The 19,956-nt window shown below is 67.9% G+C and carries 18 protein-coding genes and 1 pseudogene; 5 read left to right on the top strand and 14 right to left on the bottom strand.

The window, feature by feature from the left end:
- Window positions 1–3: 3 nt before the first annotated feature.
- A complete protein-coding gene (locus tag WAX14_RS09935; protein ID WP_422627925.1) occupies window positions 4–1,944 on the bottom strand; it encodes a propionyl-CoA synthetase in 1,941 nt (646 codons plus the stop codon).
- 117 nt (window positions 1,945–2,061) lie between these two features.
- On the opposite strand from WAX14_RS09935, the gene WAX14_RS09930 reads away from it, so the two are divergent.
- Complete coding sequence (locus WAX14_RS09930; protein WP_422627913.1) at window positions 2,062–2,736, top strand: GOLPH3/VPS74 family protein; 675 nt, start codon at window positions 2,062–2,064, stop codon at window positions 2,734–2,736.
- Window positions 2,737–2,753: 17 nt separating this feature from the next.
- On the opposite strand, the gene WAX14_RS09925 is transcribed toward WAX14_RS09930, so the two are convergent.
- The 10 genes from WAX14_RS09925 to WAX14_RS09880 form a co-directional block, all read right to left on the bottom strand.
- Entirely contained in the window at window positions 2,754–3,830 is a 1,077-nt protein-coding gene (locus WAX14_RS09925; protein WP_422627912.1) for a serine hydrolase, read from the bottom strand.
- A 22-nt stretch (window positions 3,831–3,852) separates the two neighbouring features.
- The gene (locus WAX14_RS09920; protein WP_422627924.1) at window positions 3,853–5,358 is read right to left on the bottom strand and encodes a carboxyl transferase domain-containing protein; all 1,506 of its coding nucleotides are present in this window, start codon (window positions 5,356–5,358) and stop codon (window positions 3,853–3,855) included.
- Window positions 5,359–5,387: 29 nt separating this feature from the next.
- On the bottom strand, window positions 5,388–6,581 hold the full coding sequence (locus tag WAX14_RS09915; RefSeq protein ID WP_422627911.1) for an ABC transporter permease: 1,194 nt from the start codon (window positions 6,579–6,581) through the stop codon (window positions 5,388–5,390).
- Window positions 6,578–7,468 (bottom strand): ABC transporter ATP-binding protein, encoded by an 891-nt coding sequence (locus WAX14_RS09910; RefSeq protein ID WP_422627910.1) that lies wholly within the window; start codon window positions 7,466–7,468, stop codon window positions 6,578–6,580. Before WAX14_RS09910 ends, WAX14_RS09915 begins: the two co-directional genes overlap by 4 nt.
- Complete coding sequence (locus WAX14_RS09905; protein WP_422627909.1) at window positions 7,465–8,001, bottom strand: hypothetical protein; 537 nt, start codon at window positions 7,999–8,001, stop codon at window positions 7,465–7,467. The genes WAX14_RS09910 and WAX14_RS09905 overlap by 4 nt, the downstream gene beginning before the upstream one ends.
- A 1-nt stretch (window position 8,002) precedes the next feature.
- Window positions 8,003–8,278: a helix-turn-helix transcriptional regulator gene (locus WAX14_RS09900; protein ID WP_422627908.1), complete on the bottom strand. Its 276-nt coding sequence runs from the start codon at window positions 8,276–8,278 to the stop codon at window positions 8,003–8,005.
- Window positions 8,279–8,397: 119 nt separating this feature from the next.
- Entirely contained in the window at window positions 8,398–8,772 is a 375-nt protein-coding gene (locus WAX14_RS09895) for an RNA-binding S4 domain-containing protein (RefSeq protein WP_422627907.1), read from the bottom strand.
- Window positions 8,769–10,406, bottom strand: a complete 1,638-nt coding sequence (locus WAX14_RS09890) for an ABC-F family ATP-binding cassette domain-containing protein (protein WP_422627906.1) — start codon at window positions 10,404–10,406, stop codon at window positions 8,769–8,771. The genes WAX14_RS09895 and WAX14_RS09890 overlap by 4 nt, the downstream gene beginning before the upstream one ends.
- A gap of 87 nt (window positions 10,407–10,493) precedes the next feature.
- Entirely contained in the window at window positions 10,494–11,564 is a 1,071-nt protein-coding gene (locus WAX14_RS09885; RefSeq protein WP_422627905.1) for a S1C family serine protease, read from the bottom strand.
- The gene (locus tag WAX14_RS09880) at window positions 11,561–12,661 is read right to left on the bottom strand and encodes an NAD(P)-binding domain-containing protein (RefSeq protein ID WP_422627904.1); all 1,101 of its coding nucleotides are present in this window, start codon (window positions 12,659–12,661) and stop codon (window positions 11,561–11,563) included. The genes WAX14_RS09885 and WAX14_RS09880 overlap by 4 nt, the downstream gene beginning before the upstream one ends.
- A 157-nt stretch (window positions 12,662–12,818) precedes the next feature.
- Here WAX14_RS09880 and WAX14_RS09875 point away from each other — a divergent pair, with 157 nt between their 5' ends.
- The gene (locus tag WAX14_RS09875; protein WP_422627903.1) at window positions 12,819–13,706 is read left to right on the top strand and encodes an SPFH domain-containing protein; all 888 of its coding nucleotides are present in this window, start codon (window positions 12,819–12,821) and stop codon (window positions 13,704–13,706) included.
- Between the two features lie 15 nt (window positions 13,707–13,721).
- Entirely contained in the window at window positions 13,722–13,937 is a 216-nt protein-coding gene (locus WAX14_RS09870; protein WP_422627902.1) for a hypothetical protein, read from the top strand.
- Between the two features lie 8 nt (window positions 13,938–13,945).
- Here WAX14_RS09870 and WAX14_RS09865 read toward each other — a convergent pair.
- Window positions 13,946–16,330 (bottom strand): annotated as a pseudogene (locus WAX14_RS09865) (glycoside hydrolase family 65 protein); the annotation flags it as partial.
- Between the two features lie 112 nt (window positions 16,331–16,442).
- Complete coding sequence (locus WAX14_RS09860) at window positions 16,443–17,432, bottom strand: Acg family FMN-binding oxidoreductase (RefSeq protein ID WP_422627901.1); 990 nt, start codon at window positions 17,430–17,432, stop codon at window positions 16,443–16,445.
- A gap of 155 nt (window positions 17,433–17,587) precedes the next feature.
- On the opposite strand from WAX14_RS09860, the gene WAX14_RS09855 reads away from it, so the two are divergent.
- Window positions 17,588–18,319, top strand: a complete 732-nt coding sequence (locus tag WAX14_RS09855; RefSeq protein ID WP_422627923.1) for an enoyl-CoA hydratase — start codon at window positions 17,588–17,590, stop codon at window positions 18,317–18,319.
- Between the two features lie 23 nt (window positions 18,320–18,342).
- Window positions 18,343–19,461: an MBL fold metallo-hydrolase gene (locus tag WAX14_RS09850; RefSeq protein ID WP_422627900.1), complete on the top strand. Its 1,119-nt coding sequence runs from the start codon at window positions 18,343–18,345 to the stop codon at window positions 19,459–19,461.
- A gap of 60 nt (window positions 19,462–19,521) precedes the next feature.
- On the opposite strand, the gene WAX14_RS09845 is transcribed toward WAX14_RS09850, so the two are convergent.
- Window positions 19,522–19,893, bottom strand: a complete 372-nt coding sequence (locus tag WAX14_RS09845) for a hypothetical protein (protein ID WP_422627899.1) — start codon at window positions 19,891–19,893, stop codon at window positions 19,522–19,524.
- Window positions 19,894–19,956 lie beyond the last annotated feature (63 nt).

The raw sequence follows: 19,956 nt of genomic DNA, 5'->3' as shown, positions 1-19,956 counted from the left end.
TGCTCAGCCGCCGAGTTGCTGTTCCAGGGCCTCGAGCACAGCCGGGTCCTCGATGGTCGACGGCACCGTGTACTGCTCGTGATCGGCGATCTGCCGCATCGTCTTTCGTAGGATCTTGCCGGACCGGGTCTTCGGCAACGCCTGCACGACCGTCACATCCCGGAACGTCGCCACGGCACCGATCTGGTCGCGGACCATGCCGACCAGTTCCGTGCGCAATGTCTCCGCGTCGATGGTGGCACCGGCCTTGAGGACGACGTAGCCGCTCGGCCGCTGCCCTTTGAGTTCGTCGCGGATCCCGATCACCGCGCATTCGGCGACCGCGGGGTGCGACGCCACGACCGCCTCCATGCTTCCCGTCGAAAGGCGGTGCCCGGCAACGTTGATGACATCATCGGAGCGACCGAGAACGAACACGTAGCCGTCCTCGTCGATGTAGCCGGAATCACCGGTGAGGTAATAGCCGGGGAAGGTGTCCAGATAGGAACGCCGGTATCGGTCCTCGTCGCGCCACAACCCGGTCAACGTGCCGGGCGGCAACGGCAGGGCGATGACGATGTTGCCTTCGGTACCCGCCTCGACGGGTGTGCCTTCGCCGTCGACGATGTCGACGCGGTACCCCGGAACCCGGACGGTTGGGGAGCCCGCCTTGAGTGGCATCGGTTCGAGGCCACGCAGATTCGCCGCGATCGCCCAGCCGGTTTCGGTTTGCCACCAGTGGTCGACGACCGGGCGGTCCAGGATCTCGGTCGCCCACGCGTACGTGTCCGGGTCGAGTCGCTCACCCGCCGCGAACAGTGTTCGGAGCGACGAGATGTCGTACTTCTTCAGTTCCTCGGCGTCGGGATCGGCTTTGCGGACCGCGCGGATCGCGGTCGGTGCGGTGAACAACGCGCGCACACCGTATTCGGAGATGATCCGCCAGAACGCCCCCGCATCGGGGGTGCCCACCGGCTTGCCCTCATACATCACCGTCGTCGCACCCGCAAGCAGCGGCCCGTACACGATGTACGAGTGGCCGACGACCCAGCCGACATCCGAGGCGGTCCACCACACGTCACCGGCGGAAATGTCGTAGATGTTGCGCATCGACCAGGTCAACGCGACCGCGTGACCGCCGTTGTCGCGCACCACACCCTTCGGCTTCCCGGTGGTGCCCGACGTGTACAGGATGTACAGCGGATCGGTAGCCGCGACCGTGACCGGGTCCGCCGGTGTCGCGTCGGAGGTCAGGTCGTCCCAGTCGAACCACGACGCCGACGACCCCTTGTAGTCGGCGGCCGAACCCGGAACCGTGGCACGGTCTTTGACGATCACGGTGTGCGGTGGTGTCTGCGCCAGTTCGATCGCTTGCTCGACCATCGGGAGGTATTCGACGGTGCGGCCCGGTTCGAGTCCGCCCGACGCCGTCACCAGCAGTACCGGCTGGGCATCGTCGATACGGGTGGCGAGTTCCTTCGCCGCGAATCCGCCGAACACCACCGAATGCACGGCGCCGATGCGGGCGCAGGCGAGCATCGCGACGGCCGCCTCCGGGATCATCGGCATGTAGACGATGACCCGGTCGCCGGCGACGACGCCCTGATCGCGCAGTACCCCGGCGAACACGGCGACCTCGTCGAGCAGTTCGGCATAGGTGTAGGTGCGGGTGGCCGGCACCATCGCCGAATCCCAGATCAGTGCGGTGCGGTCGCCGTGACCTGCCTGCACGTGCCGGTCGAGAGCGTTGACGCTGGTGTTGAGGGTGCCGTCCGGGAACCAGCGGAAGGCGGGCGCGTCGGAACCGTCGAGCGCGCGGGTCGGTGCATTCACCCAATCCACCCCGCGCGCGGCGTCGAGCCAGAACCCTTCCGGGTCGTCCATGCTTTGCCGGAACGCCTCCGCGTACGAGCTCATCGATCGGTGTCCTTCCTCCGCACTGCACTGTGACGCCGAACACTGTATGCGACTGCGCGGCGCCGCAGGCGTGACCGGGCGGTGTCGCGGGGGCGCCGTGCGACGGACGGTGCGAAACGGGCGACGAGCGGGCAGCGAACGGGCATCGGCCGGTAGCGTGACCACATGACGCTACTGGCCGAGGACCTGCTGCTGGTGCTGCTGGACGACGAGACCGGCAAGCCGATCGTCGACAGCAGTCGGTTGCCGCGCGTGCTGGCCGGTGCGATTCTGCTCGAGCTCGCTCTGACCGGAACGGTCACGCTCGATGTCGACGGCGCCGTGGTCCGGAAGGGCAGACTCGTCGTGCACGCGGAGCAGGCGCCGACCGATCCGGTGCTCGCCGATGCCGCAGGCAGGCTCACCGCGGCGAAACCGATGAAGCCGGCTGCGGCGATCGAGAAGCTCGCGAAGGGAGCGCGGGAGGTGGTGCTCGGCCGCATCGTCGATCGCGGCTGGGTGCGCGAGGAGCGCGGACGGATTCTCGGGGTGTTCCCGACCCGCCGTTGGCCTGCGATCGACGAAAGTCACGAACGGCGTGTCCATGCCGAGGTTCGGTCCGCCCTGGTCGACGGACTCACCCCGTCCATGCGGATCGCGGCGCTGATCTCGCTGCTGTCAGCCGTTTCCGTGGCCCCGAGGCTTTTCCCGGACGCGAACAAGCGAGCCGTGACAGCGCGTGCGAAGCAGATCGCCGAAGGAGAGTGGGCGGGCGCCGCGGTCCGACACGCCGTCGATGCAGTCAACGCCGGGATGATCGCCGCGATCACCGCGGGCGCTGTCGCCGTCTCCGGTGGGTGAGAGGGCACCGCAACCGATCACGGCAGGCACGCGAGCGTATCGGCGATCTCAGGGTCGGTGAGAGCGCCGATGATGAGCGGTTGCCACGCGTAGGTCGCCAAGGCGGCGGCATGATCCTCGTCGGACATGCCAGACACGAGAAGCACCCCCGACGCGATCGTCCCGTCGTCGAAACGGACGGTGAGGGCGTCGGTCACGACCGCGGGCAGCGCGCCACCCTTGAACCCGATGCCGGCTACATCCGGGATGTCCGGTGCCGGTTGCCATTCGAGGTGGTTCCGTGCGATGTCGGCACCTGCGCCGAACGAGCCGTCGGAGATCGACCGGTGGACCGCGGTGAGGTCGGCTGCTGAGCCGAGGCCTCCCGTTGTTCGGATCTGTTCGAGCAGAGCAGGTTCGGTGAATGCCGGATTGTCGGGGGTGACCGAGGCCCGGATCGTGTCGCGGAACGCGGGGTCGTCGGCGTAGCGCCGGGCGACCTCCCACGGATCACTGCCCGCGGATTCCGGGTCGAGGGCGATCACGAACGAGCCCAACAAGGTCGGCGGCTCGAAATCGGTCCAGCCACCGGCGGTCGCCGCTTCGCCCAGCGCATCGTCGCCGAGTCGCGCTCGCAGATAGTCCGGTGCGGCATTGTCGCTTTCCTGGATCATCGCCGAGACGATGCCGTCGAGCGTGACCGTGGGGCCGCCACCGAGCCTGGCCACCGCGGCCTCGTGCGCGCCGCCATCCGTGCCGGGTAGGTACCACCGTTCCCATTCCTCGACGGCGACCTGCTCGTTCGGATCCATCGTCCCTTGGGCCACGGCCCGTGCATAGGCGGCCAGGTGCACGACCTTCACGGCCGATGCCAGCGATCGATCGGTGTCGGCATCGTGGTCGATCCGGGTGCCGCGACCATCGTCGATCAGGTATGACGTGGTGTCCGGGTGGGCCGCCAGGTAGCCGAGCCAGCCGTCGGGTGTCGTGACGTCGGGCGGGCCGGGTTCGGTGCACGCCGGTGCGGATTCCTGCGCATCGTGTTCGGCTCCGCACGCACTCGACGCGATCACGAGTGCGGCGAGCGCGGTGACGGTCGGCATTCGGGTGGTCACGAGGCCTCCTGCATCGGAACGGTCAGTCGGGCAAACCCAGTCGACGGTAGCGCTCGAGCCGCCGTGAATACCGGGTCTCGGCGGATTCGCGTGCCAGGCCGCCGAGTTCCACGGCGACTGCAGCGCCGACCCGCTTCACGAAATCCAGGGGCTCCTCTGCGGCGTCCGGATATTCGGGGATCACTCCGTCGACGATGCGGTGGTGCAGCAGATCCCGCGATCGCACCCCCTGTGCGGCGGCCATCTGCGGTGCGTGCGTCGTGTCGCGGTGCACGATCGCGCTCGCGCCTTCCGGCGGCAGCGGTGCCAGCCAGCCGTTCTGCGCGCACAGGACACGGTCGGCCGGGAGCAGCGCCAACGCCCCGCCGCCGCTGCCCTGGCCGAGCAGCACCGACACCGTCGGCGTCGGCAGTGTCACCAGATCGGCGATGCATCTGGCGATTTCGGGTGCCAGACCCTTCTCCTCGGCCTCCCGCGACAGTGACGCGCCGAGGGTGTCGATGACCAGCACCAGCGGCAGTCGCAGTTCGTCGGCGAGCCGCATCGCGCGACGTGCCTCCCGCAGGGCGCCCGGCCCCATCGTCAGGGCCGCGGACTGGCCGCTGCGGTCCTGACCGAACAGCACACACGACACGCCGCGGAACCTGGCGAGCGACAGCAACACCGTCTTGTCGGTTTCGCCCTGCCCCGTCCCGGACAGCGGTACCTGCGCCGACGCGGCGTGCCGCAGCAACTGGCGGATACCGGGACGTTCGGGTCGGCGGGACAGAATCACCGACTGCCACGCCGGCACATCCGGTACCTCGTCGACATCGGCGACGGCCGGTGCGGCGTCGTCGTCCGGGCTGCTCGGTTCGAGCAGGACCCGCAGCGTGCGGTGCACGAGCCGGCGCAGTGCCTCGAGTGGCACCACACCGTCGATCACCCCCTTGTCGGACAGGTTCTCGGCGGTCTGTACGCCCTTCGGGAACTCCTCGTGGTACAGCGCCTGATAGACGCGCGGGCCGAGAAAACCGACGAGGGCACCCGGTTCGGCGGCGGTGATGTGCCCGAGCGACCCCCATGAGGCGAACACCCCGCCGGTCGTCGGATTCCGCAGATACACCAGGTAGCCGAGATGCGCGGCCTTGTGCGCGGCGACCGCCGCCGCGATCTTCACCATCTGCACGAACGCGAGCGTGCCCTCCTGCATGCGTGTGCCACCGGAGGTGGGCGACGCGAGCAGCGGCAGCCGCTCCGCGGTGGCACGTTCGATCGCCGAGGCGATCCGCTCGGAGGCCGCCACCCCGATCGACCCGGCCAGGAACGCGAATTCGCACGCGATGATCGCGATGGGGCGTCCGTGTACGGTGCCGAGGCCGGTGATCACCGATTCGTCGACGCCGGACCGTGCCGCGGCCCGATCGAGGTCGGCGCGGTACACCGGGTCGGGACGGACGTCGACGGGGGTCGTGTCCCACGAGACGAAGCTGTCGTCGTCGACGACGGCGCCGATGAAGTCGTGTGCCGAAATCTTGCTGCCTGCCATACGAGAACCGTAGTCGCCGGGTGGCGCGGTCATCGCCCGAGTGCTTCCTTCCAGGTGACGGTGCGGCCGATCCGCAGGATCGAACGCTGGTAGATTTTCGCGGCCACGACCCCCAGCAACGCGGTGGTGGCGAGCATCAGCACCACGGTGCCGACGATCTGGAGCGGTGACGCCACCCCGGCGGCGATCCGCAGCGGCATGAGGATCGCCGAGAACGGCGGAATCCAGCTCAGCACGGTACTCCACGTGGCCTCGGGATCGTCGACGGACGAGAACGCGGCGAAGAACATCGCGAGGATGACGATCATCAGCGGACCCGAGGTGGAGTTGACGTCCTCCTGCCGAGACACCATCGACCCGGCGGCGGCATACAGCACTGCGAAGAACGCGAAACCGAGGACGAACCAGCCGAGCGTGCTCGCGAGCACCCCGAGCGCCGTACCGGTGATGGTGAGAGTGTCCGTGGCCAGGGCCGCTCCGACACCCACGACTCCGTACGCGGTGAGTTGCAGCAACCCGACGGCGCCGATGCCGATGATCTTGCCCCACAGCAACTGCAGGGGACGCAGCGTCGACAGGAGCAGTTCCACCACGCGCGACGACTTCTCCTCGACGACCCCCATCGCGACGTACATGCCGAACATCATGATCTGCATGTACAGCAATACGACGGCGACGATCGAGAGGATGATGCGTTCGCCCTGCTCCGGATCGGGCGGGTCGAGCGCATCGACGACAACCACCGACTGCGCTGTGGCGGTCGCGATCTCGGCGGGATCGACGCCGCGTTCGGTCAGCGCCGCAGACTGTGCTTGCTGTGCGACCGCGGCGTCGATCAGGGCCTTCAGGGTGACGTCGATGTTCGATTCGGTGACGGCGGTGACTGTTCCGTCCCCGCCCGGGATCAGCGCGACGTCGAGGTCGCCTGCGGTGACCTGTGCGCGGCCGGTGTCGGCGTCCGGCAGTTCGGAAATCTCGAGCGGGGTGCCTGCCGATCCGCCGATCGCATCGAGGGTCGCGCTCAATCCGGGCGCGCCGACGATGCCGACGGTGGGCTTGTCGTCGTCGCCTCCGGCGAAGATCGACATCGCGACGATACCCACCACGATCGCGACGAGCACGATCGTGTTGCTGATGACGAAACTCTTCTTCTGAACTTGAGTGAGGAATTCGCGTCGGGCGACGAGCCCGATCGCGCGGGTCGTGGACAACGGGGCGCTCATGCGGACACCACCTCTCGGAACAAGTCGGTCAACGACGGTCGGTGCAGCGTGAATTCGTGGACCGGACCGGTGTCGAGTGCGGTCTTCAGGATCTGCTGGTCGTCCGTGCCGGGGGCGAGCGACAGGACCGTGCGGCCGTCCGTGTGCTCGATCGTGCCGACGCCGGGCAAGGCGTTCGCCCAGCCGTCCGGCGCCTGCGGAGCGTGTACGACGAGGCGGGCGTCGCCGCCGGCGCGGAGCTCGCCGACGGTCCCGGTGGCGCGCATCCGTCCCTTGGCGATGATGCCGACACGGTGACACAGACGCTGGACGAGATCGAGCTGGTGGCTCGAAAAGACCACGGGAACCCCGCTGTTCGCCTTCTCGACGAGAACATCGCTCATGACGTCCACGGCGACGGGATCGAGGCCGGAGAACGGCTCGTCGAGGACGAGTACCTTCGGGTCGTGGACGAGTGCGGCGGCCAATTGCACACGCTGCTGGTTGCCGAGCGAGAGCGAATCGACGGTGTCACCGACCCGTTCGGCGATACCGAGTCGATCGGTCCACCGCCGCACCGCGTCGTCGGCCTCGGAGCGGGAAAGCCCATGCAGCTGAGCGAGATAGGACAGTTGCTTTCCGACCTTCATCTTCGGATAGAGGCCGCGTTCCTCGGGCATGTAACCGATGGTGCGGCGCACATCGAGGTCCACCGGCTTTCCGCCGAGCAGTACCTCACCCGAGTCGGCCGCGAGCACACCGAGGGCGATGCGCATGGTGGTGGTCTTTCCGGCTCCGTTGCTGCCGACGAACCCGAACAGCTCACCGGGTTGGACGTCGAAGCTCAGATCGTCGAGGGCGATGGTGTCGCCGTAACGTTTCGACAGATGACTCAGGGCCAGGGTCATAGTGTGTCCTCCGGGTCGTCGTCGGGGCGGATCCAGCCCAGGATCATCGCGGGCAGGCATCCGGCGAGCAGAATCGAGGCGAGAGCGAAACAGCCTGCGGCATAACACAAACTCTGATGGTCGATGCTGTCGATGGTCGATCCGAAGATCAGGGCCAGGATCGGAATCAGCACCAGGGCCTGGGCGACGCTGAGCCCGATCGATCGGGCGCTGTTTCGTTCGGCGATCTCGCGTTCGTCGAGGGCGTGCCGGGGTGCGTCGGACAGCCGGCTCGACACGATCTGCAGCGAGGTCCACGTGACGAGGAACGCGAGTGTCAGCGGTAGCCAGGCGAGTGCGGCCACCAATGTGAAGTACGTGACGATCGAGGTGACGAACATCGCGGCGAACAGGACGGCGAGAATCACTGTGAGCAGGCGTCGGCGTGACTGGGTGCGCCAGGATCGGAGCCATCCCGCCGTCTGCTCCTGGTTCTTGAGGAATCTGCGGGTGCGGTGTGCCTCGTACCGCTCGAGCAGGTTCTGCGCGGACATCTCAAGCCTCCTTCGGTGTGGGGCGATACAGGCCGTCGGACAGTGGTGCGAACTGCGAGCGTGCGAAGACGGCCTCGACGGGCAAGCCGAAGACGTCGCAGATGCGGAACGCGAGGTCGAGGCTGGGGTAGTGGTCGCCGCGTTCGAGGGCGCCGATGGTCTGCGGATTGACCTCGACCAGTTCGGCGAGCTGGTTGCGGCTCAATCCGCGGTCCGCGCGAAGCACGCGGATCCGGTTGAAGATGGGGAGGGCTTCCCCCCGGCGTACCGGACTCATGCAACAAAGTGTTGTGAAAACCCAATGGTTTGTCAACCGGTCGACTGAGCGAGTGGCACTCTCAGTCGATCTGATGAAGTGGGGGCCACGCTCGCTCAGGAGCGTCGGGTGGGGAGCGCTCAGTCCTCGTTGAACCCGCGGATCCGGTCCAGTTCGCGGCGGTCCTTCTTCGTCGGACGCCCGGCCCCGCGGTCACGCTGGGGGAGCGAGGCGAGAACGTCCTTGGGCGGAGGTGGCGGACTGTGGTCGAGGTATGCGGTTGCCGCGACCGGGGCGCCGACGCGCTTGTTCACCAGTTGGGTGACCTCGACGATCTTCTCGAACCCGTGTGCGCGCACCCGGACCTCCGCGCCGATCATCACCGGCGTCGACGGCTTCGCTGCAGCCCCGTCGACGCGTACGTGCCCGGCCCGGCATGCGGCCGCAGCGGCCGAGCGGGTTTTGAACAAGCGCACCGACCATGTCCAACTGTCCACGCGGACACTGCCACTCATGCGTTCTCCTCGATCAGCTTCCCGTCGTCGAGTCGCCAGCGCCGGGTACTGCGTGTGGTGTCGAGCATCCGGCGGTCGTGGGTGACGAGCAGCAGGGTGCCGTCGAAACTGTCGATGGCCGCCTCCAGTTGCTCGATCGCCGGCAGGTCCAGGTGATTGGTCGGCTCGTCGAGAACCAGCAGATTCACCCCCCGGGCCTGCAGCAGCGCGAGTCCGGCGCGGGTGCGTTCCCCCGGCGACAGCGACGACGCCGGCCGCAGCACGTGGTGGCCCTTGAGCCCGAATTTCGCGAGCAGCGTCCGAACGTCCGCGTCGGGCCAGTCGGGCACTTGGGCGCCGAATGCCTCGACCAGGGGTTCGCTGCCCTCGAACAATCCACGCGCCTGGTCGATCTCGCCGACCTGGACACCGGATCCGAGTGAGACGCTGCCCGCATCCGGTGTCAGCGTGCCGAGCAGCAGACCGAGCAGCGTCGTCTTTCCTGCGCCGTTGGGGCCGGTCACCAGAATTCGGTCGCCCCAATCGACCTGGGTGGTGACGGGACCGAATCGAAAAGTACCGCGGGTCGTTTCGGCACCGTTCATCGTGGCGACGACTGCGCCGCTCCGGGGCGCGGACGCAATCGACATCCGCAACTCCCACTCCTTGCGCGGTTCCTCGACGACATCGAGGCGTTCGATGCGGCGCTGTGTCTGGCGTGCTTTCGCCGCCTGCTTCTCGGTGGATTCGGCGCGGAACTTCTTGCCGATCTTGTCGTTGTCCTTCGACTTGCGGCGCGCGTTGCGGACACCGTGCTCGAGCCAGTTGCGCTGCATCTGCGCACGATCCTCGAGCTGCTGCTTGGTGTCGGAGTACTCCTCGAAGGCCTCGCGTGCGTGCCGCCGCGCAACGTCCCGTTCGACGAGGTACGCGTCGTACCCGCCGTCGTACACGGCGATCTGCTGTTGCGTCAGGTCCAGTTCGACGATGCCCGTCACGGTGCGCGCCAGGAACTCGCGATCGTGGCTGACCAGCACGAGCGCGGTACGAGTTTCGGTGACGAACCGCTCGAGCTGTTCGAGCCCGGCCAGATCGAGGTCGTTGGTCGGCTCGTCGAGCAGCAAGACGTCATAGCGCGAGAGCAACAGCGCCGCCAGCCCCGCACGGGCTGCCTGCCCGCCGGACAGTCCGGTCATGAGCGCATCGAGTCCGATGGCGAGGCCGAGGTCAGCGACGGTCTTCTCGGCGCGTTCGGCGAGGTCGGCGCCACCGAGTGCGAGCCATCGCTCGAGCGCCGGGGTGTATTCGTCAACGTCGGATCGGCCGAGTTCTTCGGCTGCGGTATTCATCACGTGTTCGGCGTCGGCGACCCCGGTGCGACGCTCGAGGAACCCGAGGACGGTCTCCCCGGCGATGCGTTCGGGTTCCTGCGCGAGATGCCCGACGGTCGCGTCGGGTGGGCTGAGCGAAACCGTGCCGGTCACGTCGGCGGTGCCGACGCCGGCGAGGGTCGTGAGCAGCGTCGACTTCCCGGCGCCGTTCGCGCCGACCAGGCCGATCACGTCGCCGGGGCCGACAGTCAGATCGAGGCCGCTGAAGAGGGCTCGTTCACCTCGGGATGCGGACAGCCCGTCGATACGCAGTGTTGCACTCACCCGGCAATTATCCCGCGCCGGGTGAAGGGACCCGACACCCGGTCGGGCCGAATGACGGTTCCCCTCACCCGGGGGCAGCGGACGGGATCAGCGGACGGGGCCGGCTTCGACGGTCAGGGAGGCGGACTGCGGGGCGCCGGTCTTGTCGCGCCAGCCGATCTCGACGGTGTCGCCGGGGCGTCGCGCCATCAGGAGGGTCTCGAGGGCGCCGTGGGAAACAACGGGCTTGCCGTCGAACGAAGTGATGACATCGCCGATGTCGAGTCCGGCGGTGTCGGCCGGCGAATCGAACGACACCCACAGCACCTCCGCGCCGCGGTCTTCGCCGTTTTCGCGGACGGTGGTGACGGTGACTCCGAGCAGCGGTGTGGGGCCGACGTGCACGGTGCCGCCGCCGGTGCCCGACCGGATCTGGTCGACGATCCGCATCGCGGCGGAGATCGGCACCGCGTATGCCTCGGGTGCCGTTGGTGGTGCGGGGTCGGTGTGCTCGTCCTCGACCGCGCCCGCCGTGTTCACCCCCACCACCGCTCCGAACGCGTCGACGAGCGGGCCGCCCGAGTCGCCGGGGCGGATCGCCGCGTCCGATTGCAGCATCCCGGTCAATCGGTGCCGCGAACCGTCGGCCGAGTCTCGAACCAGCACATTCCGCCCGATCGCCACGACCCTGCCAGGAGCCGCGACCACGACTCCGCCGCCGTCGGCGTTGCCGAATGCGGTGACGGGAGAACCCACCGGAGGTGCCTCCGCGGCCGCGAGGGTCGCGACCGGTAGTTCCTGTGCGCTGCCGAGTCGCACGACCGCGATGTCGTGGGCGCGGTCGTATCCGTCGACGACGACGTCGTAGGTCAGGCCGGTCGAGGCGCTGGTTGCCGTGATCTCGTCGGCGCCGCTGACGACGTGATGATTGGTGAGTACGAGCCCGTCCGGGGTGAGCACGATCCCGGTGCCTGCGACCCCCGTCCAGCCGTCGGTGGCGACGAGGGTGACGACCGCGGGCACGATCCGGGATGCGAGTTCGTCGGCGGTCGGAGGCTCCACCGGAATCGGTGGCGGCGGGGGAGGGACCACCGTTTCGACGACCGACGGGGCGGACAGGGCCACGCTCGCGGCGGTCGCGCATCCGACCACCAACGTCGCCAACGTCCGCGTTTTCACCGGGGCGCTCCGTGTCGGTCGAGGTGGTCGAGTAGTTCGCGGGCCGCGGCTCGTCCGGCACGGTTCGCGCCGATCGTCGACGACGACGGTCCGTATCCGACGAGGTGGACCCTCGGGTCCGCGGCGACCCGAGTGGCGAGCCGGCCGGTCATCGTGATCCCACCGCCGGGGTTCCGCAGCCCGAGTGGTGCCAGATGATCGAGGGAACTGCGGAAACCGGTGCACCACAGGATCACGTCGACGTCGAGCTGCCGGCCGTCGGGCCAGCGGATGCCGTCCTCGGTGATCTCGGAGAACATCGGAAAACGTTCGAGCGCACCACGTTCGCGGGCGGCGCGGAGTGCCGGGGTGACCGGCAGGCCGGTTACCGACACCACCGATCCCGGCGGCAGGCCCCGGCGAACTCGATCCTCGACGATCGCGACCGCGGACCTTCCGCTTTCCGGCCTGAATTCCTCGTCCCGCCAGGCAGGTTCGCGCCTGGTGACCCACGTGGTGTCGGTGACGCGGGAGACCTCGTCGAGAAGCTGCACGGCGGAGATGCCACCGCCGACGACGAGCACGTGCCGACCGGCGAACTCGTCGGCGGTCCGGTAGTCCTTGGTGTGCAGTTGCCGTCCGCGGAACCGCGCGGCGCCGGGATACCACGGCACGAACGGGTGCTCCCACGTTCCGGTCGCGTTGATGACGCCGCGTGCGATGTACACGCCCTGATCGGACTCCACGCGCAGGGATTCTCCGCGTTCGCACACGACGACGACCTGGACCGGGCGGTGTACCGGCAGGCGGAACCGGTGTTCGTAGGCGTGGTAGTACTCGGGTACGGCGGCTGCGGCGGCAACCGTCCGGTCGGTAGTGCCGACGGATTCGGCGAACGACGATCCGGGTAGGTCGTGGAGTCCGTTGACGGTGTCGAGGGTCAGCGACGGCCAGCGATGCTGCCATGCTCCACCGGGGCGCGGCGACCGGTCCAGGACAACGAAGCCGCTTTCCGGGACCGAACCGAATTTCTGCAGGTAGTAGGCGGCGGACAAGCCGGCTTGGCCGGCACCGATCACGGCGACGTCCACCGGCATGTCGGGGTCGCCGGTCGCCATCGTGTGTGTTCCCGTCTGTCTGTTGTCTCGCCGTGGGCTCGATTGTGCGATCCATGATGCCCGGTGCGCGGGTGGTCCACCTCGCAATCGACCCTCGAACAGAAATGTGATATCACTTTAATATCGAATTTCTGGAGTACGACGACAGGAGCGCGCCATGACCGCACCACAATCGACGATCAGTGAACGCCCCGGGCGTTCCCGCAACGGATGGCCGGTACTCGGCCTCGGACTCGTCGGCGAATTCGCCGGAATCGGACTGATCGCACTGGGTGCGGTACCGGTGAACGTTCCGTTCATCGTCGCCGGTGTCGTCCTGATCGTGGTCGCAACGATCGTCCTGGTCGGGCTCGTCCTGGTCGAGCCGAACCAGGCGCGTGTGTTGCAACTGCTCGGCGGCTCCTACTCCGGCACCCTCCGGGAACCGGGACTGCGCTGGATGAACCCGCTCAACAGCCGCCGCAAGATCTCCACTCGCATCCGCAACCTCGAGACCGGCAAAGCGAAGGTCAACGACGCGGACGGCAACCCCATCGAGATCTCCGCGGTCATCGTCTGGCAGGTCGAGGACACCGCCCGGGCCGTGTTCGACGTCGACGACTTCGAAGAATTCGTCGCCGTCCAGACCGAAGCGGCCGTCCGACACATCGCGGGAAGCTACCCCTACGACTCGGGCCCCGACGTCCTGTCGTTGCGGCAGAACGCCGACGAAATCACCACCAAACTGTCCGAGGAAGTCGCCGAGCGGGTTCGGTCGGCCGGTGTCCACGTCGTCGAATCGCGCATCAACCAACTCGCCTACGCGCCGGAAATCGCGCAGGCGATGCTGCGTCGCCAGCAGGCCGGGGCAGTCATCGCCGCACGAGAGCAGATCGTCATGGGTGCGGTCGGAATGGTCGGCACTGCCCTCGACCAGCTCGAACGAGAGCACACTGTCGAACTCGACGAGGAGCGCAAGGCTGCGATGGTCAGCAACTTGCTGGTCGTGTTGTGCGGTGACCAGGGCGCCCAGCCGGTCGTCAACACCGGTTCGCTCTACCAGTAGCCGGACCCGATCGGCATGGCAGAACGCAAGAAGTTGCTGCTGCGGCTCGACCCGGCGGTCCACGACGCGCTGGCGAGGTGGGCGGGCGACGAACTGCGCAGCACCAACGCGCAGATCGAGTTCCTGTTGCGCCGTGCGCTGACCGACGCCGGGCGGATGCCGGGTCACGCGGGGAAGATCCGCAGGCCCGGCCGTCCGGCCAAAGACGACGGTGACGGCGAACCGGACTGAACCGGGCGTCAGGTGAGCCGCACGGTGTCACCGGGGTGGAGCACCGCCGCCGCGTCGCGGCACTCGACGATGATCGGTGCCTGTGCGCCAGCGGTGGCGCTCACCTCCACCGATCGGCCCGTGATACGGATCTGCAGACGGTGCCCGCGATAGAAGACGGGATACTCGAGCGACCCGAGTTGCTCGGGCCACTGTGGGGTGAAGATCAGCCGGTCGCCGCGGGTTTCGAGACCGGAGAAGCATCGCAGCAGCAGGTCGATGCTGCCCGACATCGCCGCGAGATGAATGCCCTCCGATGTGGTCCCGCCCTGAATGTCGGTGACGTCGGAGGCGAGGACGGTATCGAAGAACTCCAGTGCGCGATCCCGATTGCGGCGGGTCAGCACCCAGGTGTGGACGACGGCGCTGAGCGTCGACCCGTGCGAGGTGCGTGCCAGATAGTAGTCGATGGTGCGTGCGATGGTCTCGCCGTCGAGCCGATAACCCAGACGCTCCACCAGCTCGCGCAGTTCGTCGGCCGAGAGGAGATAGAACAGCATCAGCGCATCGGCCTGCTTGGCGGCGCGATACCGGTTCACGTCGTCGCCGTCGGCTTCGAGGATCCGGTCCAGCCGCGAAATGTCGCCGTGCCTGCGCCGCAGTCCTTCCCAGTCCAGTTCGGCGAGATCCTCGTAGCCCTCGAACTGGCTGAGAACCCCGTCGTGGAACGGAACGAACATGCGCCGGGTGATGTCCTCCCAGCGAGCGATCTCCGCATCGGTCACCCCGAGCGAGGCGGTCAACTCCACGCGGATCGGCGCAGGCAACGCCGCGAGTGCGTCGACGGCGCGCAGGATCACCCACACCGCCATGATGTTGGTGTAGGCGTTGTTGTCGATGCCGTCGTACGGTGCGTCGGGATATCCGGAATGGAACTCGTCGGGCCCGATCACCCCGCAGATGACGTAGCGGTCGCGGGACCGGTCATAGGTGGCCAGACCCGCGAAGAATCGGGCGATCTCGACGAGCAGTTCGGCGCCGAACTCACCGAGGAACTCGAGGTCGCAGGTCGCCTGGTGGTAATGCCACGTGTTGTATGCGACGGCGATGCCGATGTGGTGCTGCCGCCAGCTCGCATCGGGATTCCAGTTCCCCGAGCGAGGATTGAGATGCATCTGCTGGCTTTCCTCACGACCGTCGCTGCCGGACTGCCACGGGAACATCGCTCCCGTGCCGCCGGCGTCGAGGGCCGCCTGGCGAGCCTCGGGCAGGCGCCGGAACCGGTACCGCAACATGGCCCGGCTCAATCCCGGCAGCGTCAGATTCAGCACCGGCAGCACGAACAATTCGTCCCAGAAGATGTGCCCGCGATAGGCCTCGCCGTGCAGGCCCCGTGCCGGGACGCCCACATCGAGCTCAGTGGTGTTGGGTGAAAGTGTCTGCAGCAGATGCAGCAGGTGCAGGCGCACGATCCGCAGGCTGGTCGTGTCGCGCCCGACATCGACCGCCATGCGATCCCACAGGTGCCGCCACGCCAGTACGTGACCGTCGAGGACCTCGGCGAACGTGCCGGTGCGCGCCAATCGGCGCGCAGCGGCCTCGGCGGGCTCGGAGACGGCCGGATCACGGCCGGTGAAGACGGTGACCATCTTTTCCAGGCACGCGCGACGGCCCGGTGTCAGACCCACCGCGATGTCGTGCCCGATCCGGCCTACGGCAGTGACCGCTCGGTAGTCGGCATCGAAAGGTGTTCCGTTGTCCCACAGCGTGTTACGTGCTGCGACCGCGATCGGGATGCGGGACTGGTTGGTCTGCGTGCTCAGCAGGACCGAATCGTCGGACAGGTCGGTCGCGGCGGGTGCCTCGAGGTGGACACCGTCGAGGTTCCGGTACCGCTCGACGAGGGTGTTGGCGACGGTCCCGTCGAGTTCGGAGCGGATCTCGAGCCGACCCGACCAGTCCTCCGCGACGATCGTCGTCTCGAGCCCGGCGACATGCGGCAGATGCATCGCGGCGAAACGTCGCTGCACCACCGAGGTGGTCCGTCCCGCGCTGTCGCGGACCCGGAACCGCCGGGTCAGCACCGCACGCCGCAGGTCGAGATACTGGCAGTAGTCCAGAATCTCGGTGTCGTCGATGTCGAACCAGTCGCCACCGTCGATCCGGAACGTCACCGGCAGCCAGTTCGGCATGTTCACCATCGACTCGTTGGTGACCACCCGGCCCTCGACCTCGTCGGCGCGCCGATTGAAGATGCCTGCCGCGTAGGTGCCCGGATAGTGATGGGTTCCGGCGGGCTTCTCGGGCGCGCAACCGCGGGTCGCGAAATAGCCGTTGCCGACCGTGCACAGCGCCTCGCGGAGCTTCTCCGACGGTGGATCGTAGCCGTCGTAGAACAGCATCCAACTATCGGCCGGGTCGGACATCGACCTGCTCCCTTGCCACGTAACGGGATTCCACTATCGCACGGAGGTCGGTTGCCCGGGGCCGGACCGCGGGGTCCGGTGTGGGGTCAACGGGTAGGAGTCATCGGATGGGGCGGCGGGTGGTCACCGTCAAGATCGAATCTGTCGGTAGCCGCGGGGTGGGGGCCGGGCGGTTCTCCGGTGCCGTCGTGCCGATTCGGACCAGGGCCTGCGGGTGGCCGCCGTCGGGGAGCAGTGTGCGGATCATCTCCCGGCTCTGCCCGAACTCGGTCACGTGAGTGAGCGGGCAGGTGGCGAGCCGAGCGGCGGTCGCCTCGAGCAGCACCGCGGACAATGCTTCACCGGCGTGTAGCCAGTCGGCCCGTCCGTCCGTGTCGGTGCTGATCACCAGAACCGTCGAGTGGTCGGGGTCGGGTGGTTCGGTCGACGTCTGGCTGCCGGGCGGGAATCGGCGTCCGATCTCGACCTGAGCGCTCTGTTCCGCCGTGGCAAGCGCGTCCGGGGGAACTCCGACATAATCAACGGAATGCCCAGTCCACCAGTGGATTTCCAGTTGATATGCGCTGTCGTAGCGGCGGAGTGCGGCGGTGAGTTCGGTGGCGGCGCCGAGCACGGTCCGAGCGTCCTGCGGCAACACGGTCACCTGAGTTCCGGCCCGCAGCACCTCGTGCGACCGTCCGGGAAAGTCCACGTCCGGTGACGGTGGCGCGAACGGCCTGCGATCGGAATGACGTTTGCGGATCGCCGCGACGAGGTCGAAATCGTGGGACGCCGGCCGTGCTCCGTGACCGAACCGGATGCTGGCCAGATGATTGGAATGCTCACCCATCGGCAATCTGTCGATCTCGGTCGACCACTTCAACGCGGTCGCCGCTACCTGGAGATGGTGCAGTGCGGCGCCGCAGCTCAGGACGAGCTGCCGTGCCGACGGGTCGGCCGAGGCCAGCAGGCGGCTGCGGTCGCTGAACAGATCGAGGCGCCCGTCCGAGTACGTCCACTGCCACGGCTGACTGTTGTGCACCGAGGGGGCACGGCAGGCAAGATCGACCGCCATCCTGACCGTGTTCACATCGGGGATCCGTGGGTCCATGACCACTCCTGCGAGAATGTCCCGCCGTTCCGGCTGCGAGTGCATTTGTCCGCGCCCACGATCCTACCGCGACCGGTGCGCACGACGATGTGGATCGCCCCGCCGCACCCCGGATGGGATGATGCCTCCGCCAGGACCGGAAGATGAGGACGAACATGATCGGGATCAGCCGCGACGGCGACGTCGTCACGATGGAACTCCAGCGCACCGCACGGCGGAACGCGCTCAACACCGAAATGTGTGTGCAACTCCGAGACGGCATCGAGCAGGCCGTCGACGAAGACGCGCGGGCCGTGGTGCTCACCGGCGAAGGATCGGTGTTCTGCGCGGGCGCCGACCTGTCCGGCGACGTGTACGCCGAAGGTTTCCTGGACAGCCTGACCGGGATGCTCACCACCATCGAAGCCGCGCCGATCCCGGTGATCGCCGCTGTCAACGGGCCTGCGATAGGAGCGGGCACCCAACTGGCGCTGGCGTCCGACCTGCGAGTGGTCGCACCCGAGGCGCGGTTTGCGGTGCCCGCTGCCAGACTCGGGATCTCGGTGGATCGGTGGACGGTGCGCCGGTTGGCCACCCTCATCGGTGGTGGGGCGGCTCGATCGGTGTTCCTTGCCGCCGAGCCGATCCACGCCGACGAAGCACTCGCGCGTGGCCTGGCCAACCGCATCGGGGATCTCGGCACTGCGCAGGCGTGGGCGCGGGACATCGCGGAGCTGGCGCCACTGTCGTTGCGTGCGATGAAGCTGTTCCTCAACGACGACCGCACCCGCGACGAACCGTCGCCGGAACAGATGTCGGCGCTCGCGGCGGCCTGGCTGAGCGAAGACGCGCAGGAAGCGCGGGCAGCGCGCGCCGAGAAGCGTGATCCGGTGTTCCGCGGAATGTAGCGGAACGCACCTAGAGTGGTGAGGTGAGCGTCAAGAAAACTGCCTCGTCCGCCGTCGCCGGAGCCGGATTGCTGTGGGTGGCCCGCGCCGCCCGTGGGCTACCGACCACGATCGGTGCCTCCGCCGGCGACATCCGGCCGTATGCGGCGGATTCGCCCCGGTACCGCGACGGCCGGTTCTACAATTCGGACCCGAGCAGCACGCCGGGCCCGGAAGCGGGCGGCGGTTTCCTCAAGGACTTCCTGACCAGAGGGTCCGCCGGAACACCGCGCGGCGAGGTGCCGCTCGCACCGCCGATCGCACCCGTGACAGCCGCCGATCTGGCGGTCACCTGGTACGGGCATTCCAGTGCTCTCGTCGAGATCGACGGGTATCGCGTCCTCGCGGACCCGGTCTGGAGTGACCGGGTGTCGCCGTCGCCGACGGTCGGGCCGGCCCGCATGCATCCGGTGCCGACGCAACTGGCCGAACTGCCACGCATCGACGCCGTCGTGATCTCCCACGATCACTACGATCACCTCGATCGCCACACCATCGAGGTGCTGGCCGCCACCCAGCGCGACGTCCGTTTCCTCGTGCCGCTCGGTGTCGGAGCGCACCTGCGCCGCTGGCGGGTCCCCGAAGAACGGATCGTCGAACTCGACTGGGATCAGCACACCGAGGTCGGGGAACTCACGATCACGTGCACCGAGGCCCGGCACTTCTCGGGTCGTGGATTCGCACGTGACATCACCCTGTGGTCGTCGTGGGTGATCGCGGGCCCGACCCGGCGTGTGTTCTTCGGCGGCGACAGCGGTTACACCAGGAGATTCGCCGACGTCGGCGATCGGTACGGCCCGTTCGATCTGACGTTGCTCCCGGTCGGCGCCTACGACCGGCGCTGGGCGGACATCCACATGAACCCCGAGGAAGCCGTCCGCACCCACGAGGATCTCGGCTGCGCGGATCGCCCCGGCAGTCTTCTCGTGCCCGTGCACTGGGGCACGTTCAACCTGGCGTTCCACGCGTGGTCGGAACCGATCGCGCGGCTTCTGCCCGCCGCCGAGGCCGCGGGGGTTGCCACCGCGGTTCCGATGCCGGGGCAACGCGTCGACGTTCTGTCGCCGGGTAGCCAGCAACCGTGGTGGGTGGCTCTCGGCTGAGCGGCGCTTCGCGCCCGTGTGCCTTTGTGGACCCGGGAGGGGCCCAAAAGGCACACGGGGTCAGGTGGTGGCGCGGCGGAGGGATTCCCGGGTTTCGGCGTCGGTGTCGAGGTAGGCCTTGCCTGCGGCGGCGAACATGGCACGCATCGCGGCGACGGTGTCGATGTGGGTTTGGAGCACCTCGAAGAGGCCACCGGGGCCGGTGGCTTTGGCATCGAATTTCAAGCCGAGGGCGCGGGCGGAGGGGAGGTGCCCGAATGCCTCGGACACCTCGAGGTTTTCGCAGGTTCCTTGGAGGTGCTGGAGGGCTTCGATGAAACGGTCGCAGGCGGCGACGCAGGTGTCGGCGGCGCCCGGTTCGAGATAGAGCGTTCCGGATTCGGCGGCGTCGGCGAGCTTACGGAAGGTGCCGGGTCCGACGGGCTGGGTCATGTGACGGGTCCTTTCGGTGCGGGATTCAGCGGGGGATGATGTTCAGCGGGGGATGACGTGGTC

It is taken from the genome of Rhodococcus sp. (in: high G+C Gram-positive bacteria) (assembly GCF_049299235.1).
Taxonomy (GTDB): Bacteria; Actinomycetota; Actinomycetes; order Mycobacteriales; family Mycobacteriaceae; genus Rhodococcus.
Note: the sequence above shows the minus strand (reverse complement) of the source record. Positions and strands in the feature narration are given on the sequence as shown.

Excerpts from the sequence above, each read along its gene's own strand:
- WAX14_RS09920 (WP_422627924.1), bottom strand. The coding sequence starts at position 5,358 with ATGGCAGGCAGCAAGATTTCGGCACACGACTTCATCGGCGCCGTCGTC.
- WAX14_RS09905 (WP_422627909.1), bottom strand. The coding sequence starts at position 8,001 with ATGTCCGCGCAGAACCTGCTCGAGCGGTACGAGGCACACCGCACCCGC.
- WAX14_RS09870 (WP_422627902.1), top strand. The coding sequence starts at position 13,722 with ATGGCAGAACGCAAGAAGTTGCTGCTGCGGCTCGACCCGGCGGTCCAC.
- WAX14_RS09895 (WP_422627907.1), bottom strand. The coding sequence starts at position 8,772 with ATGAGTGGCAGTGTCCGCGTGGACAGTTGGACATGGTCGGTGCGCTTG.
- WAX14_RS09845 (WP_422627899.1), bottom strand. The coding sequence starts at position 19,893 with ATGACCCAGCCCGTCGGACCCGGCACCTTCCGTAAGCTCGCCGACGCC.
- WAX14_RS09900 (WP_422627908.1), bottom strand. The coding sequence starts at position 8,278 with ATGAGTCCGGTACGCCGGGGGGAAGCCCTCCCCATCTTCAACCGGATC.
- WAX14_RS09880 (WP_422627904.1), bottom strand. The coding sequence starts at position 12,661 with ATGGCGACCGGCGACCCCGACATGCCGGTGGACGTCGCCGTGATCGGT.
- WAX14_RS09860 (WP_422627901.1), bottom strand. The coding sequence starts at position 17,432 with ATGGACCCACGGATCCCCGATGTGAACACGGTCAGGATGGCGGTCGAT.
- WAX14_RS09910 (WP_422627910.1), bottom strand. The coding sequence starts at position 7,468 with ATGACCCTGGCCCTGAGTCATCTGTCGAAACGTTACGGCGACACCATC.
- WAX14_RS09875 (WP_422627903.1), top strand. The coding sequence starts at position 12,819 with ATGACCGCACCACAATCGACGATCAGTGAACGCCCCGGGCGTTCCCGC.
- WAX14_RS09855 (WP_422627923.1), top strand. The coding sequence starts at position 17,588 with ATGATCGGGATCAGCCGCGACGGCGACGTCGTCACGATGGAACTCCAG.
- WAX14_RS09930 (WP_422627913.1), top strand. The coding sequence starts at position 2,062 with ATGACGCTACTGGCCGAGGACCTGCTGCTGGTGCTGCTGGACGACGAG.
- WAX14_RS09915 (WP_422627911.1), bottom strand. The coding sequence starts at position 6,581 with ATGAGCGCCCCGTTGTCCACGACCCGCGCGATCGGGCTCGTCGCCCGA.